The sequence below is a fragment of the Amycolatopsis benzoatilytica AK 16/65 genome (assembly GCF_000383915.1).
Classification (GTDB): Bacteria; Actinomycetota; Actinomycetes; order Mycobacteriales; family Pseudonocardiaceae; genus Amycolatopsis; species Amycolatopsis benzoatilytica.
The window spans coordinates 7,512,694-7,525,699 of sequence record NZ_KB912942.1 but is presented as its reverse complement, the minus strand read 5'-3'; the positions used below and the strand labels follow the sequence as shown (position 1 = coordinate 7,525,699).

The 13,006-nt window shown below is 67.2% G+C and carries 15 protein-coding genes; 12 read left to right on the top strand and 3 right to left on the bottom strand.

Annotated features, from left to right (window positions below; translation table 11 throughout):
• Positions 1-113 precede the first annotated feature (113 nt).
• Together AMYBE_RS0135105 and AMYBE_RS44455 are read left to right on the top strand one after the other, a co-directional pair.
• Complete coding sequence (locus tag AMYBE_RS0135105) at positions 114-962, top strand: GntR family transcriptional regulator (RefSeq protein ID WP_027928346.1); 849 nt, start codon at positions 114-116, stop codon at positions 960-962.
• Positions 962-1,618, top strand: coding sequence for an HAD family hydrolase (locus AMYBE_RS44455; protein ID WP_169515292.1), 657 nt, complete (start codon positions 962-964; stop codon positions 1,616-1,618). The genes AMYBE_RS0135105 and AMYBE_RS44455 overlap by 1 nt, the downstream gene beginning before the upstream one ends.
• Positions 1,619-1,635: 17 nt before the next feature.
• Here AMYBE_RS44455 and AMYBE_RS44450 read toward each other — a convergent pair whose 3' ends face one another.
• The 3 genes from AMYBE_RS44450 to AMYBE_RS46975 are packed head-to-tail and all read right to left on the bottom strand — an operon-like array spanning position 1,636 to position 3,186.
• On the bottom strand, positions 1,636-2,619 hold the full coding sequence (locus AMYBE_RS44450; protein WP_084470272.1) for an ImmA/IrrE family metallo-endopeptidase: 984 nt from the start codon (positions 2,617-2,619) through the stop codon (positions 1,636-1,638).
• Between the two features lie 5 nt (positions 2,620-2,624).
• A complete protein-coding gene (locus AMYBE_RS0135100) occupies positions 2,625-2,960 on the bottom strand; it encodes a hypothetical protein (RefSeq protein WP_020664073.1) in 336 nt (111 codons plus the stop codon).
• Positions 2,953-3,186, bottom strand: a complete 234-nt coding sequence (locus AMYBE_RS46975) for a colicin E3/pyocin S6 family cytotoxin (RefSeq protein WP_084470270.1) — start codon at positions 3,184-3,186, stop codon at positions 2,953-2,955. The genes AMYBE_RS0135100 and AMYBE_RS46975 overlap by 8 nt, the downstream gene beginning before the upstream one ends.
• 610 nt (positions 3,187-3,796) lie before the next feature.
• On the opposite strand from AMYBE_RS46975, the gene AMYBE_RS42925 reads away from it, so the two are divergent.
• The 10 genes from AMYBE_RS42925 to AMYBE_RS0135050 all read left to right on the top strand — a co-directional run bounded on the left by AMYBE_RS42925 (position 3,797) and on the right by AMYBE_RS0135050 (position 12,944).
• A complete protein-coding gene (locus AMYBE_RS42925) occupies positions 3,797-4,273 on the top strand; it encodes a hypothetical protein (protein WP_154676394.1) in 477 nt (158 codons plus the stop codon).
• On the top strand, positions 4,273-4,899 hold the full coding sequence (locus AMYBE_RS0135090; protein WP_027928345.1) for a DUF3558 family protein: 627 nt from the start codon (positions 4,273-4,275) through the stop codon (positions 4,897-4,899). Before AMYBE_RS42925 ends, AMYBE_RS0135090 begins: the two co-directional genes overlap by 1 nt.
• The gene (locus tag AMYBE_RS0135085; protein WP_020664070.1) at positions 4,899-6,299 is read left to right on the top strand and encodes a hypothetical protein; all 1,401 of its coding nucleotides are present in this window, start codon (positions 4,899-4,901) and stop codon (positions 6,297-6,299) included. Before AMYBE_RS0135090 ends, AMYBE_RS0135085 begins: the two co-directional genes overlap by 1 nt.
• A gap of 9 nt (positions 6,300-6,308) precedes the next feature.
• Positions 6,309-7,061, top strand: a complete 753-nt coding sequence (locus AMYBE_RS0135080) for an ESX secretion-associated protein EspG (RefSeq protein ID WP_020664069.1) — start codon at positions 6,309-6,311, stop codon at positions 7,059-7,061.
• Positions 7,062-7,232: 171 nt separating this feature from the next.
• Positions 7,233-8,417, top strand: a complete 1,185-nt coding sequence (locus tag AMYBE_RS0135075; RefSeq protein WP_027928344.1) for an FAD-dependent monooxygenase — start codon at positions 7,233-7,235, stop codon at positions 8,415-8,417.
• Positions 8,418-8,512: 95 nt separating this feature from the next.
• Entirely contained in the window at positions 8,513-8,890 is a 378-nt protein-coding gene (locus tag AMYBE_RS0135070) for a YybH family protein (RefSeq protein WP_020664067.1), read from the top strand.
• A 422-nt stretch (positions 8,891-9,312) separates the two neighbouring features.
• Complete coding sequence (locus tag AMYBE_RS0135065) at positions 9,313-9,573, top strand: hypothetical protein (protein ID WP_020664066.1); 261 nt, start codon at positions 9,313-9,315, stop codon at positions 9,571-9,573.
• Between the two features lie 5 nt (positions 9,574-9,578).
• The gene (locus AMYBE_RS0135060) at positions 9,579-9,827 is read left to right on the top strand and encodes a hypothetical protein (RefSeq protein WP_020664065.1); all 249 of its coding nucleotides are present in this window, start codon (positions 9,579-9,581) and stop codon (positions 9,825-9,827) included.
• Between the two features lie 7 nt (positions 9,828-9,834).
• Complete coding sequence (locus AMYBE_RS0135055) at positions 9,835-12,576, top strand: FtsK/SpoIIIE domain-containing protein (protein ID WP_020664064.1); 2,742 nt, start codon at positions 9,835-9,837, stop codon at positions 12,574-12,576.
• Complete coding sequence (locus tag AMYBE_RS0135050; protein WP_020664063.1) at positions 12,573-12,944, top strand: hypothetical protein; 372 nt, start codon at positions 12,573-12,575, stop codon at positions 12,942-12,944. The genes AMYBE_RS0135055 and AMYBE_RS0135050 overlap by 4 nt, the downstream gene beginning before the upstream one ends.
• The last annotated feature ends 62 nt before the right edge of the window (positions 12,945-13,006 follow it).

The window sequence follows — 13,006 nt, the reverse complement described above, 5'->3', positions numbered from 1 at the left end:
CCAGAGACTCACATAGCTCTACTAGCTAAGTCAACCAAACATTGCTAGCAGACCTAGTGTGGAGACATGATTCACCTAGTTGGGCTAGCAGTGTTGGGGTTATGCTCTTCGACATGGACGAGATCGACATAGAGGACCCACGCCCGCCGTTTCAGCAGGTAGCCGCGTTTCTGCGGGCCGCGATCCTGACCGGGACCTACGCGCCGGGGGACAAGCTCCCCTCGTATGCCGACCTAGCCACCAAGTACGGAGTTGCGCCGATGACCGCCCAGAAGGCGGTCGGCATCCTGCGCGATGAGGGCCTAGTGCTGTCTCGCCAGGGCAAGGGGTCGTACGTGCGGCAACGCACGGAGCGGTCCGTTGGCCTACGACCGCATGTAGAAGCCATCTTCGACAGCGGCGGAGACGTCGCCATTGACTTCGCCGGATTCTCCGGCGAGACCCTGCACGGGGTGATCAGTGAACCGCTCGACAAGGTGCGTTCGGGCCGTCTCCAGCCGGACAGCCTGCGGATTCGCATCCTGCTACCCGACCTGTCCAAGCCACTCGGACTGCCGGCACTCGCGCCGGACGGGGAGGACTCACCAGACGTGCGGAAGCGAGCGGAACGCATCGTGCAGCGGTCCACCCAGGCCGTTGTCGAGACCGTCCAGGAGCTGGCAGCGCTCGGGCTCGTCCAGACAGCCACGGCACAGGTTCGCGTTTACCACGCTGCACCGCTGTTCAAGATGTTCCTGCTCAACCAGTCGGAGGCGTTCTTCGGCTTCTACCCGGTGCTCCAGCACTCGGTGGCCATCGCCGGACAGCCGGTCGAGATCTTCGACCCGATGGGCAAAGATGCCGTGCTGTTCCACTACGCCAAGTCCGACGACCCCGACGCGGTGGATACCCAGTACGTGGAGCAGGCACAGCGATGGTTTGACAGCGTGTGGGACTCAGTCGCGAAGGATGTGGAGCTGTAGTGGCAGACAACCTGCTCAAGGACGTCGTTGATCGCTCACAATTGGTGCTCTTTGATTTCGACGGACCAGTTTGTGATGTGTTTGCAGGAAAGCCCGCAAGCCTAATCGCCCGTCAACTCGAGAAGCACTTGAGCGAGCCAATCGACACCGACGACCCCTTAGCCGTCTTGCAGGAATCAATCCGGCACAGCCAGTCGGCCGTCGAAGCAATGGAACAGGAGCTAGTTGCAGCCGAGCGCGATGCGATCAAGTCAGCGTCAGCAACACCAGGCGGCATCGAGTCGATTGAGTCGGCACTCAAATCCGGAAGAAAAGTTGGAATTCTCAGCAACAACTCGCCTGCCGCCATCGAGGATTACCTGAATCGATTTGACCTGACAACCAGGATGGCGATCATCGTTGGTCGCATACCTTGCCGACCCGATCTAATGAAACCCAACCCGTACGGCCTCCTGCACGCACTTTCCACCACTGGCATCGCAAGCAAAGAAGCATTGCTTATTGGCGACTCCGTAACCGATATCCAGGCCGCCAAGGCCGTCGGCGCACCGGCGGTCGGCTACGTCAACAAACCAGCGAAGAAAGATAGCCTCGAAAAGGCCGGAGCATCTGCAACAGTGCGCAGCATGTTCGAAATGCGGGACGCACTCCACTAACTAGTGGCTGGCGAAATCTAACGATCGCCGCTTTGATTCTTGCCAGGCAGGTCGCCCGCCAACTCGCGAGCCTTAAAACTAAGGTAGTCATAGAACCCGCTCGACCCCACAGCCGAGGCAAGCTCGGCCTTGGCCGAGAACCTGTGCAACAAGAGGCCAAGCCACGACTCTGCGGAACGGAGGTGGACAGCACCAGACTTCGCGGCACCGATTGTCCCAGCGACGCTTTGTTGAATGCCTTGAACCGTATGACCAATCCCTTTTGCCACCACGGATTCGGCTATCTCTCGCAAGACTCCCTTCGCGGCAGCCTTTGATTCGATCTTCAGAGTTACTTCAGAATCTTCCGCAACCTGATACCACCTAATAGTCACACCTTGATGCGAGGTCGTACCGGTTCTAATTGCAGCCGCCCTCAACTCGGTCGAGTTTGCATAGTACGCCGTCCCGTTACTTCGCACCACACTGACCAGGTCCGGGTGAATGAATACATACCCCGATGGCAATACTCGACGCAGTGCGAGAATTCCGGCCGCCGCCGACATGTCGGCTTTCTCCAGCTTCTCCAATATTTCTGCCGGGGGAGCGTAATACGGAGCCAGCTCAGCGGCAAACTTGTCCGGGAGCAGCACACGGGACGCGAACTCCGTTGCCTGCGACTCATGATGCATACCTAGGAATGTTTCGCTACCGGTCGACCCCTGCGCGTCCATAGGCTTGCAATCAACAGCATTCACATGCCAGGGTATGACGACATGGCCAAGCTCGTGCGCAAGCGTGAACCGCTCCCGCCTGTAATATTGGTCGGCCTTAATAAACACTTTCGGCCTATCAAGGGGATGAGACTTCGCGCCCGACAGGATCGCAATTCCATCGCAATTGAAAGGCCAATCGCAGTACTCCAGGTCAGCAAACTCCTCCAGTAGCCCCCTTACATCAACCGGCGGCTCAAGCTGGAACCTTTCCACAAGCAGAGCAGCTATATTCGAAACCGGGTCCATTTAAATTACAGACGTCCAGTCTTCTTAAGCCACTGCACGACGCTCGCAGCCTCTGCGTCATCACCCGCCCGGGCAGCAGCCGCGACAAGGTCGCCGAGCAGCTCCGCGGTCGCGGGTGCCTCGCCAGCCTTACGGCCAGCGATGATGAAGCGGAGCGCTTCAGGGCGTTCCACCCACAGGGCGTACTCACTTTCGGTCATACCGAGGAAGTCCGAGAGGCTCATACGAGCTGCCGTTGAGGCATCAGGCGCATCATGCCAAGCATCGACCCAGTCGTCGGCATCGGTGGCCAGGGCACGACCAGCAAGGCACTCCTCGATGAAGGTGGCAGTGTCAGACATCGATCCTCCGTCCCCTGACTGCGTCGCTGATGGTCTCTCCTGTCACGGCGTCCAGGACGCCGAGGTGTCGACCGCGCCTGTTGTACACCTCGATGTGCCCGTGAAGCTCGTCCCATTCGTAGTATCGGTCACCGCGAGCATTTCGCCAACGTCTGCGCCCGTTACGTGCGCCGCATCTTTCGAGTTGATCGAGGTAGCAGGGCCTTGGCCGTGGTACACCAGCCATCAAGAATCCTGCTCCCATCTCGCGGCACACACCTGATGACCACGTCGGTCAGTACCCCGCCAGCGTTAAGCAGCGATACGAATCTGTTACAGCATCGAACGTCCGCACCGAGCTCCTGCGTACCCTGTACGGGCGTCTGGCGGCGAGACGCCGGAGCCGAACGCAGGTCTGGCCTAGTCTCACTTCTAGTCTCATTCGTACCGGGTCACCCGGGTTCCCCAACTGGCGAGCAGCGCGCTGACCTGGGGCTTCGCGACCCAAGACCCCCAGTGAACACCCGCGAGCAGACTTGGAAAGCGTGTTGGGTTCACGCCCTCGCAGGTTCGAATCCTGTATCCTCCGCCGCAGTAACAAGGCGAATGCCGGGTATCCCACGGGTGCCCGGCATTTCCCGTCTCAGTCTCATTTTTAGTCTCAGTTGACCCTGGCTGGGCCGAGAGGCGCGACGAGGCGCATGAGCCCGAGGAACACCGTCCTGAGTGAAGGTTGTCCTTTTCCGGCGAAGTGGCCACCGCAGCGTGATCGGTCCGCTACGGTGCCAGTAGGCAAGTGTCCCTAGGCTGGAAAACTGTCTGCGGGGCGGACGTAGGTCATCGGAGGGGTCGGCGCAGTGTCTCAACCTGCACAAGGGTCGGGGTGGCTCGACGGGCTGGTGTTCAACATCAATGACGCTCTCGGCGCGGGAGCGGCTGCGGGTGCCGCGATGAGCGGCGGTTCTCCGGGCGGGGGCGGCTCGCCGGGCGGCCAGGGGTTCACGATGAGCCGCGACGACGCAGCGGCCATGCTCAAGCTGGCCAAGTCCGTCCGCGCAGATTTCCGCGAGATGCGGTCTGAGGCGAACCAGCTGACTCGGCTCACGCCTCCGGCGGACGAGCCGACCAGCAACGGCTACAACCAGCGCCTGGTCAACGGCGGCGAGCCGAAGGGCGTGTTCGTCACGGGCAGAGACCAGGTCGAGCAGGAGTTCGCCTACGCCGACGAACTGGTGAAGCGGCTGGAGAAGGCGCTGGGGATCACCGAGGCGTCGGACGAGCAGGCCGGGGCGGACGTCAAGAACGCCGGCAAGCAGAGCGGGGGGTTCGCGTGATGACGCGCCGAACGCTCATGGCTGCCCTGGGCGCGGCTGCGGTTGTGTCGGCCGCCGCAGGATGCTCCGGGGGTCCGACGGCTGCTCCAGCGAGCACCACGCCAGCGTCGTCGGCTGCCGGCCTGCCACACAGCGGGGCCCCGAAGGTTGAGCACCCGTTGCCCGAGTCCGTGCTTACTGGGCAGCCCTGCCAGGACGCGCTGACCTCCGAGCAGCTCACACAGATCTTCGGCACGGCACCCCAAGGCAAGCCGGACATCCTCGCTGGAATCGGCCCGGAGTGCAAGTGGGACAACCTCGACTCCGGTGCCGGACTATCGGTCTTCTACGTGACGCAGACGCACGAAGGACTCAGCGGTTTGTATCAGAACACGAAACCGCAGGCGAAGGTGTGGCGGGAACTGCCGCCCATTCAAGGGTTTCCGGCTGTCGCGAATTCGACGTTCAGCTCGGGCACTCAGACTGGGTTCTGTCAGGTGAGCGTGGGCATCTCGGACGCGTTGACTGTCGATGCGTCGCTGACTCCCAGCGATGCGAAGCGGGCCAGTGGGGCTGATCCGTGCGAGTTGTCGGCGCGGGTGGCGGACATGGTGGTCACGAACCTGAAGCGCAAGGCGGGTGCGTGATGTCGTTCTTCGACACGGTCGGAGATGTGGCGAAAGCGGTCGGGGGCGCGCTGGAGGACGCTGCGGACTGGGTCGGGGACCGGGCCAGCGACGTGGCGCATTGGTTCGGCGACCTCTATCACGGCAACCTGGGCGACAATGCGGTCCCGGCCCCGGAGTTGGTGGCGAAGATCCTGGCCAGTCAGGGCGCGCAGAGCTGGCACCAGGGCGCGCAGCAGGCCACCCAGCTCGCGGGCAAGCACGACGAGGCCGGTGCCCGGGTGCAGCAGTTGAGCGCGGGGCTGGAGTCGGCGTGGACCGGCGGCGGGGCTGACGCTGCGCAGGCGCGGATCAGGCCGTTCGCGGACGCGACCACGGCCGCCGCGTCGACTTACACCGGCAACGGGCAGAACCTGACCGATCTCGCGCACGGGTTCGACGCGATGAAGCAGAGTCTGCAGCCGATGCCGGGTGCGCCGCCGCACAAGAACGTGTGGGACGAGGTAACCCCCTGGGACACCGACACCGAGGACCAGATCAACCAGTACAACAAGACCGCCCAAGAGAATCTCGACCGCTACCACGGTTACACCCAGCACGCCCAGACCAGCGGGCAGACGCTCGCCACCGACTACGGCCAGCTGAGCGCGTTCGACGGCGACGTGACGCTGTCCAAGCCCGGCACGAACTCGACCGGCGGCCCGGACGACCGGCACGGAACCGACAGTCGCTCCCGGTCGGGGTTCGGGCCTGCGGACACGGGCGGCGGGCCGTCGAGCGCCTTCACGCCGTCCTATCCCGGCAGTACCGGCAGCACGCCTTCCGGGCCGGGTTCGGGCGGTCACGTGCCGACGTATCAGCCGCCGAACCAGCCGGTGGGAGCCGGGTCGGGCGACGGCACGACTGCAGCGGGATGGACGCCGCCGGACCTGAGCCGGAGCACCGGACCGGGCGCGGGCTGGGTTCCCTCGCCCTCGATCCCCGGTGGGGGCGGGACGGGCGGCGGGAACTCGTGGTCGCCGGGTGTGGCCGGCGGGTTCGGCCCGACCGGCGGATTCGGCAGCGGCGGCGGGGCGTTCGAGTCCGGTGGCGGCGCGGGTACGGGCGGTCGCGGCGGGAGCGCTGCGGGACGGCTGGGCGGAGGAGCGGGCACCGGCGGTGCTGCCGAGGGCGCCGAGGGCGCGGCGGGTCGTGGCTCGTCGGCAGCCGGGGCGAGGGGCGCGGCGGGGTCGCGCGGCGGGGCCGGGATGGGCGGCATGGGTGCCGGGGGCGGCAAGGGCAAAGGCGAGGAAGACAAGGAACACCAGCGGAAATACCTGCTGGAAGACGATTCCGCGTTCGACCTCGTCGACGACGAGGACGGCCGGCTGCGCGACCCGCGCACCGGGCTCCCGCCCACACCCCCGACCATCGGCGGCTGAGGCGCGCCGATGACGATCCTCGACCGGCCGGTGCGCATCCCGCGCCCGGCGTTCTTCGTCGCGTGGAACCACGCCGGCGGGGGCACGCTGCCCGCCGTGGTCGACCCGGACGACACCTACACGACCGCCGAATTCTCTCGCGAGCTGGAACAACGCACGATGTCCCGGTTCGAGGGTTTGCGGTTGGCCACCCCGGACGGACGGCTGACCCCGGGATTCCAGGCCACGTTGGAACTGCTCGCCGCACCCGAGCGGGAGCTGTACGCCTGGACCGCGTTCGTCCACCGACCCGGCGACAACGGCGCGGTGTTCGTCGCCTCCGCGGGCCGCGACGCCGTCCGGCTGATCACCGACCACCACTCGATCCAACTCGACCCGATCCCGCCACGCGAACTCGCGGCGAGCCTGGTCGACACCCTGCCCGACTACCCGCCCGCCCGGATCGGCCACCTGCGGGTGCCGATGGCCTACCTCGACGGCCGCGACGCCGACCCGCTCTCCGAAGACTCCACTCAAGCCGACCAGATGCGGCACCTGACCCGCGCCGAACGCGCCGCCGTGCACAAGCTCTACGCCGCCGTCAGACCCAACGGCGACCGCATCCGCAGCACCCCGCTGACCGTCTACGACCTCACCCGAAACGGCCGGCTCCTCGCCTTCACCAGCACCGACACCAACGGCAGCGAAGAAGCCCTCATGCGGCCCGGCAACCGCACCACCCTCATCGACGCCCTCGATCTGACTCTCCGGGGGCTCGCCTGACGACAACCGGAGGTGACTCGGTGCTGGCCCGGTCTCCGTCGCCCCGGGTCACCGGGGTTGCCCGGCCGACGTGCTCGGAAAACGCCCCACGGGTGCCTGGAATTTCCCGTCTCCGGCGCGATTCGCGCCCTACACTTCGACCCGTCATTCGCTGACCGTTGGGGGGCCGCGATGAGCGGGAGCAGGGTGTTGGTGGCCGGAGCGAGCATCGCCGGGCCGGCGCTGGCGCATTGGCTGCGCCGGCGCGGGGCCGAGGTGACCGTCGTGGAGCGGGCGCCCAGATTGCGGCCCGGCGGCCAAGCGGTGGACGCGCGCGGGGTGACCAAGGAAGTCATCCGGCGGATGGGGCTGGAATCGGCGGTGCGCGCGGCGTGCACCGGCACCGCTGGCGCGCACACCGTCGACGCCGACGGCAACGTCGTGGAGACCTTCCGCGCGGAGGACAACGCCGGAGACGGATTCATCGCGGACATCGAGATCCTGCGCGGAGACCTGTCCCAGGTCCTCTACGACGACACCCGGAACGGAGTCGAATACTTCTTCGGCGACCAGATCGCCGGACTCGCCCAGGACGCGGACGGGGTCGACGTGCGGCTCGAGAGCGGCGAACGGCGCCGGTTCGACCTGGTGGTCGGAGCGGACGGGCTGCATTCGTCGTTGCGCGCGATGGCCTTCGGGCCGCGCGAACGGTTCCTCCGCCACCTCGGGCTGGTGCTGGCCTTTTACAGCGTGCCCAACGAGTTCGGCCTGGACCGCTGGCTGCTCGAATACCAGGAACCGGAGTCCGGGCGCGCGGCCGCGCTGCGGCCGATCCGGGACGCGACCCGGGCGATGGCCATGTTCACCTTCCCGGCCGCCGGTTTCGACGTCGACTACCGCGACGTCGAAGGACAGAAGCGGCTGCTGCGCGCCCAACTGGCCGGACTCGGCTGGCTGGCCCCGCGCATCCTCGAGCACCTGGACGATACCCCGGACTTCTACCTCGACCAGGTCGCCCAGGTGGCGATGGAGCGCTGGTCGGACGGACGGGTGGGGTTGATCGGCGACGCGGCATTCAGCTCGTCGCCGATGTCCGGGCAGGGCACCGGGCTGGCGCTGGTCGGCGCCTACCTGCTGGCCGGAGAACTGGCCGCCGCCGAGTGGGAGCCCGCGGCTGGGTTCGCGCGGTACGAGACGCGGATGCGCCCGTTCGTCGAGGCCAACCAGGAGATCGGCCGGTTGCACGCGCGGATGCGCGCGGGCGCAGAACCGCACGAGGAGCCCGACATGGCAGCGCTCACCGCGCTGGTCGAGCGCGCTCTCAACGGCATCGAGCTGCCCGAGTACGCCGGAGTACCCGACTCCGCGCGGCTCTAACCAGCGGAAAGCCCTTGTCCGGCAACGGGAATACCCGGCTCCGCCCCGCTGGCCGGACGAAAACGAAGTTGCCCGGCGCTGGCAGAATTCCGCCCATGGACCACAGCGCAGCGCGAGAATTCGCCGACCACTGGGCGCGGGCGTGGAACGCCCGCGATCTGGACACCCTGATGACGCACTTCGCCGAGGACGTCGTCTTCCGGTCGCCGGTGGCGATCCAGGTGCTCGGCGGCGACGGCATCATCCGCGGCAAAGCGGCGCTGCGCGCGTACTGGGCCGAGGGCCTGCGCCGGATTCCCGATCTGCGCTTCGAAGTCCTCGGCGTCTACGTCGGGCTCAGCTCTTTGGTCATCAACTACCGCAACCAGAAGGGCGGTCTGGTCAACGAAGTCCTGATCTTCGACGGGCCGCTCGTCGTCGAGGGCTACGGCACTTATCTCGGCGACGACCCGAACCCGGCGGGTGCCCGCTAGGCAACGGAACCGGCGGCCGTGCGCGGGGCAAGCCCCCGAACGGCGAGAAAGACGGTAGCTGTCCGCAACCGGCGGCCGGACCGGCGGGGCTGGGATCGGCCGAACAGCTCTACCCGCTAGGCTTCGCCGCGGACTTGTTCGTACCCGTTCGGAGAGGTTTCCCGGTGTCACGAATACCGTTTTGACTCCGGTGGCGGATGATCGCGCGCACCTGAAGAACCCGCAGGTCAACAGGCTGAAACACGGGTCTTCGAAGCCTCTTGCGCGCCGCCGGAAGCCGCCGCCTGACTGGCCCCGGACTGCCGATCGCGTCCGGGGCCTTGTCGATTCTCCCGTTCCCACTTACTTACCGAAGACACGTGATCACGCTAAGTTTGTACGTGGTCGTTTCCAGCCCATGACGCACCGAGGAGTCCGCCCCCATGGCCGGAGTGGAAGAAATCCGCGCTGGTATCGCGCTCGCGAACGAGAAGGCGTCCGCGAGCATCGCCGCGCTGCAGCAAGCGGCCAGCGCGCTTGAGGAAGCGCAACTGTCGCTGCAGCAGGCGACCCAAGGCAGCAGCCAGCACGAGGTTAACCAGGCGCACGGCCTGCTCGCCGAGGCGCTGCACGGGATCAGCGGCATGCAGAGCACCATCCAGGCCGGCATCTCGTCGGCCGATTCCTACTCGGCCCGGCTCTAGCGCCTATGTCGGGACTCGCCGAAATCCACCAGTTGCTCACCGCCGTGCGAGCGGGCGTCGGCGACGGGCGGGCGCACGCCGAGCAGGCCAGGACGCTGCTCGGCGACGCCCGGCGCGCCCTTGTCGACGCGCAGGCCAAGGCCGACCCGTGGCTGCCCGTGCAGCTGGCGCAAGCCGACGAGGAACTGGACCGTCTCTTCATCCGCCTAGCCGCCGCCGACGATCTCGTGGGCGGATACCAGTCACGTCTGTAGGAACCAAATGGCCAGCAAGGCAGCCGAGCAACGCAACCGGGTACAGACCGCACTGGACCGGGTCCGGCAACAGATCGGGCTCGTCCTCGGCGCCGCCGCGGGCGCGCGCGAAACGGCCGAGGCCGAAGTTGCCCGGCTGGCGCTGGAACAGGAGATCGTCCGGGTCGGCATGGACCACGCCGACCCGGCGCAGCAGACCGAGTGGGCCCGGCATCCGGCCGCGCACGAGGTGTTCGCCCGGCTCGGCGGCACCCGCGCCGCCTACTACACCGACTGGAGCGCCGGGCCCGGCGCGCTGCGCGACCTGGTCGCCGCGTACGCGCCAGGCCCGGCCGGCCGGCCGCCCGCGGACTGGCTCGGGCGGGTCGGGTCGAGCCGGGGAATCACCGCGCCGCAGCTGTGGCGCGTCGGTTCGGCGACCACGGCCGGGCGCGACATCAGCCGCACCTTCGACGTAGCGGTGCCGCTGCTGGACGAATCGCACCTGGCTATCACCTCGGCGCCGAAGACCCGCCCGATCGTCGACGGGATCGTGCAGGGTCTGCTGATGCGGGTGCTGTCGACGTTCGAGCCGGGCGCGGTGAAAATCCACCTGTGGGACGTCGGCCAGCTGACCGCGATCCTGCCCGACCTGTACCCGCTCAGCCGCACCAGCGCGCTGTCGCTGTATGACCCGACCCGGTTGGAGGACCTGCTCGACGAGCTGGCCGGGCACATCCGCCGGATCCACGCCACCGGGATGCAGGCCGGCCACACTTCGTTGCGGGAGCTGCGAAAAGCCACCCAGCAGCGGCTCGAGCCGTACCGGATCGCGGTGCTCTACGGCAACGGCGAGACCCTCGAACCGGAACGCGCGCGCGACCTCAAGCGGGTCGCCAGCGGCGCGCTCGCGGCCGGGATCAGCCTGATCCTGGTCGACGTGCCGACCGCGGTCAGCGCGTCCATCGAAACGCTCAGCCTGCTGGACGAGCGCCGCGCGGTCAGCAGCATGACCGGCACCGACCTGGTGGTGGACCTGGATCCGCCGATGCCGTCCGGGCAGGTCATCCGCGCCGCCAACCACATCGCCGAAGCGCTGATCGCCAGGCAGGGCGGTCCGCGCTCGTTCGCCGACCTGATGCCGACCGAGGTCGGGCAGGAAAGCTCCGCGCGCGAACTGCGCGCGCCGATCGGGTTCCATGAGGGCGAAGCCGTCGAAGTGGTGATCGGCGACGCGAGCCCGCACGCGCTGATCGGCGGTCCGAGCGGTTCGGGCAAAACGAACTTCCTGTACGCGCTGCTCGGCAGCCTGGCGGCGCGGTACACGCCGGACGAGCTGGCGTTGTACCTGCTGGACTTCAAGGAAGGCGTCTCGTTCGCCGGTCTCGCGCCCGGGCGCAAGGACTCCAGTTGGCTGCCGCACGCGAAACTGGTCGGCGTCAATGTGAACACCGACCGCGAGTTCGGCTTGGCGCTGCTGCGGTTCCTCGCCGACGAGCTGCGCCGCCGTTCGGCCGCGGCGAAGGAGCACGAGGTCACCAACCTGGCCGACCTGCGCGAACAGGATCCGGGTGGGCACTGGCCGCGGATCGTCGCGGTGATCGACGAGTTCCAGTATCTGTTCGCCGGCCGCGACCAGGTCACCGCGCAGGCGACCCAGCTGCTCGAAGACATCGCGCGGCGAGGTCGTTCGCAGGGCATCCACCTGGTGCTGGCCAGCCAGGACGTGGCCGGCATCGAAGCGTTCTGGGGCAAGCCGGCCGTGTTCGAGCAGTGCACGCTGCGGATCGCGATGCCGAAGGCGCGCCGGGTGCTGTCGGAGACGAACAACGCAGCGGTGTCCGCGCCGAAGTGGCACGCGGTGATCAACCACGATTCCGGCGTGGCGCACGGGAACCAGCTGGCGCACGTGCCGGACTCGAGCAGCAACAACGTGTTCGTGGAGCTGCAGAAGGACCTGTGGGAGCGCTATTCCGGCCGGTTCCCCCGGCCTCGGCTGTTCGACGGCGCGCATTCGCCGGTACTGGAACAGTTCCCGGCGTTCGTGGAGCTCAAGCCGAGCCCGCAGCCGCGGGCGATCCTGGGCCAGTCGATCGACGTCACCGAGGCGGCGTGCGGCGTCGAACTGCCGCGGGTGCCCGGCCGGAACGTCGCCGTGCTCGGCGGCGCGACCGCGGAAGCGCTGTCCATAATGGACTCCGCAGCCCGGTCGCTGGCCCGCCAGCTGGCGCCCGGTGAGGTCAAGTTCTTGCTGCACTGCCCGATCGAAGCGAGTTCGGCGGCGGTGCTGGACCTGAAAGAACGGCTGGTCGCCGAAGGCCACGACGCGACGCTGGTCGAAGACCTCTCCCCGGCGCTGGAGTCGGTCGTCGAATCGATGACGCCGCATATCCTGCTGCTGTACGGGGTCGACGCGGCGTTGCCTTCGCTGGAGGCCAAGGCGGTCGGACAGCTGAAGAGCGGCCTCGACCACCTGCGCACGTTGCTCAAGAACGGTCCGGCGCACGGCATCCACACCATCGGCTGGTGGCGCAGCGTAGCCCGGCTCAAGGACACCCTCGGCTTCGGCGGCACCGACGACATCGGCACCTGGGCCGCGCTGGACGTACAGGGCAACGACCTGTCGCCGTTCGCCGCCGGCCAGGTCGTGCACTGGTCGCCGCGGCCGGGCCGGGCGTTGTTCTTCGACCGCACCACGCACGGCGCGCCGGAAGTCATCATCCCGTTCCAGCGACCGGAAACCGAGCCGACCGCGGGAGGCCCGCAATGACCGCCGAGAACGCCAGCGCCGCGTTGCGGTACAAAGAGATCGTGGGCCTCGCCCGCGGTTCGGCGGAAAACCTGCGTGCCTGGGAACTCGCCCGGGCGGACGAGATCGAACGGCAGCTGGCGGACGCGCATGCCGCCCTCGCCGCCGCACAGGCGCAGGAAGAGAAAATGCGCGAACGTGCGAACCGGTGGTGGAAGATGGCGCTGCACAACGTCGCGCGGCTGAATTTCGTCGAGGCGCTGGACGATCCGCAGCCGGTGACGACCGCGCGGCCGCAGTATCTGGAGAGGTACCTGGAAGAGGTCAAGCCCAGCTATCAGGAGCTGGTACAGGCCGTACTGGGGCTCGGCTGGCGCGCAAAACGCTGAAAAGCCGTGAAGGGAACATTCACGGACTCTGAGTCTGTGAATGTTCCCTTCACGGTCCACTC

What these genes read in the sequence shown, in the direction of transcription:
- AMYBE_RS0135085 (WP_020664070.1), top strand. Translation starts at nt 4,899, where the DNA reads ATGTCGTTCTTCGACACGGTCGGAGATGTGGCGAAAGCGGTCGGGGGC.
- AMYBE_RS0135055 (WP_020664064.1), top strand. Translation starts at nt 9,835, where the DNA reads ATGGCCAGCAAGGCAGCCGAGCAACGCAACCGGGTACAGACCGCACTG.
- AMYBE_RS0135060 (WP_020664065.1), top strand. Translation starts at nt 9,579, where the DNA reads ATGTCGGGACTCGCCGAAATCCACCAGTTGCTCACCGCCGTGCGAGCG.
- AMYBE_RS0135080 (WP_020664069.1), top strand. Translation starts at nt 6,309, where the DNA reads ATGACGATCCTCGACCGGCCGGTGCGCATCCCGCGCCCGGCGTTCTTC.
- AMYBE_RS0135070 (WP_020664067.1), top strand. Translation starts at nt 8,513, where the DNA reads ATGGACCACAGCGCAGCGCGAGAATTCGCCGACCACTGGGCGCGGGCG.
- AMYBE_RS46975 (WP_084470270.1), bottom strand. Translation starts at nt 3,186, where the DNA reads ATGGCTGGTGTACCACGGCCAAGGCCCTGCTACCTCGATCAACTCGAA.
- AMYBE_RS0135050 (WP_020664063.1), top strand. Translation starts at nt 12,573, where the DNA reads ATGACCGCCGAGAACGCCAGCGCCGCGTTGCGGTACAAAGAGATCGTG.
- AMYBE_RS0135075 (WP_027928344.1), top strand. Translation starts at nt 7,233, where the DNA reads ATGAGCGGGAGCAGGGTGTTGGTGGCCGGAGCGAGCATCGCCGGGCCG.
- AMYBE_RS44450 (WP_084470272.1), bottom strand. Translation starts at nt 2,619, where the DNA reads ATGGACCCGGTTTCGAATATAGCTGCTCTGCTTGTGGAAAGGTTCCAG.
- AMYBE_RS0135100 (WP_020664073.1), bottom strand. Translation starts at nt 2,960, where the DNA reads ATGTCTGACACTGCCACCTTCATCGAGGAGTGCCTTGCTGGTCGTGCC.
- AMYBE_RS0135090 (WP_027928345.1), top strand. Translation starts at nt 4,273, where the DNA reads ATGACGCGCCGAACGCTCATGGCTGCCCTGGGCGCGGCTGCGGTTGTG.
- AMYBE_RS0135105 (WP_027928346.1), top strand. Translation starts at nt 114, where the DNA reads ATGGACGAGATCGACATAGAGGACCCACGCCCGCCGTTTCAGCAGGTA.
- AMYBE_RS0135065 (WP_020664066.1), top strand. Translation starts at nt 9,313, where the DNA reads ATGGCCGGAGTGGAAGAAATCCGCGCTGGTATCGCGCTCGCGAACGAG.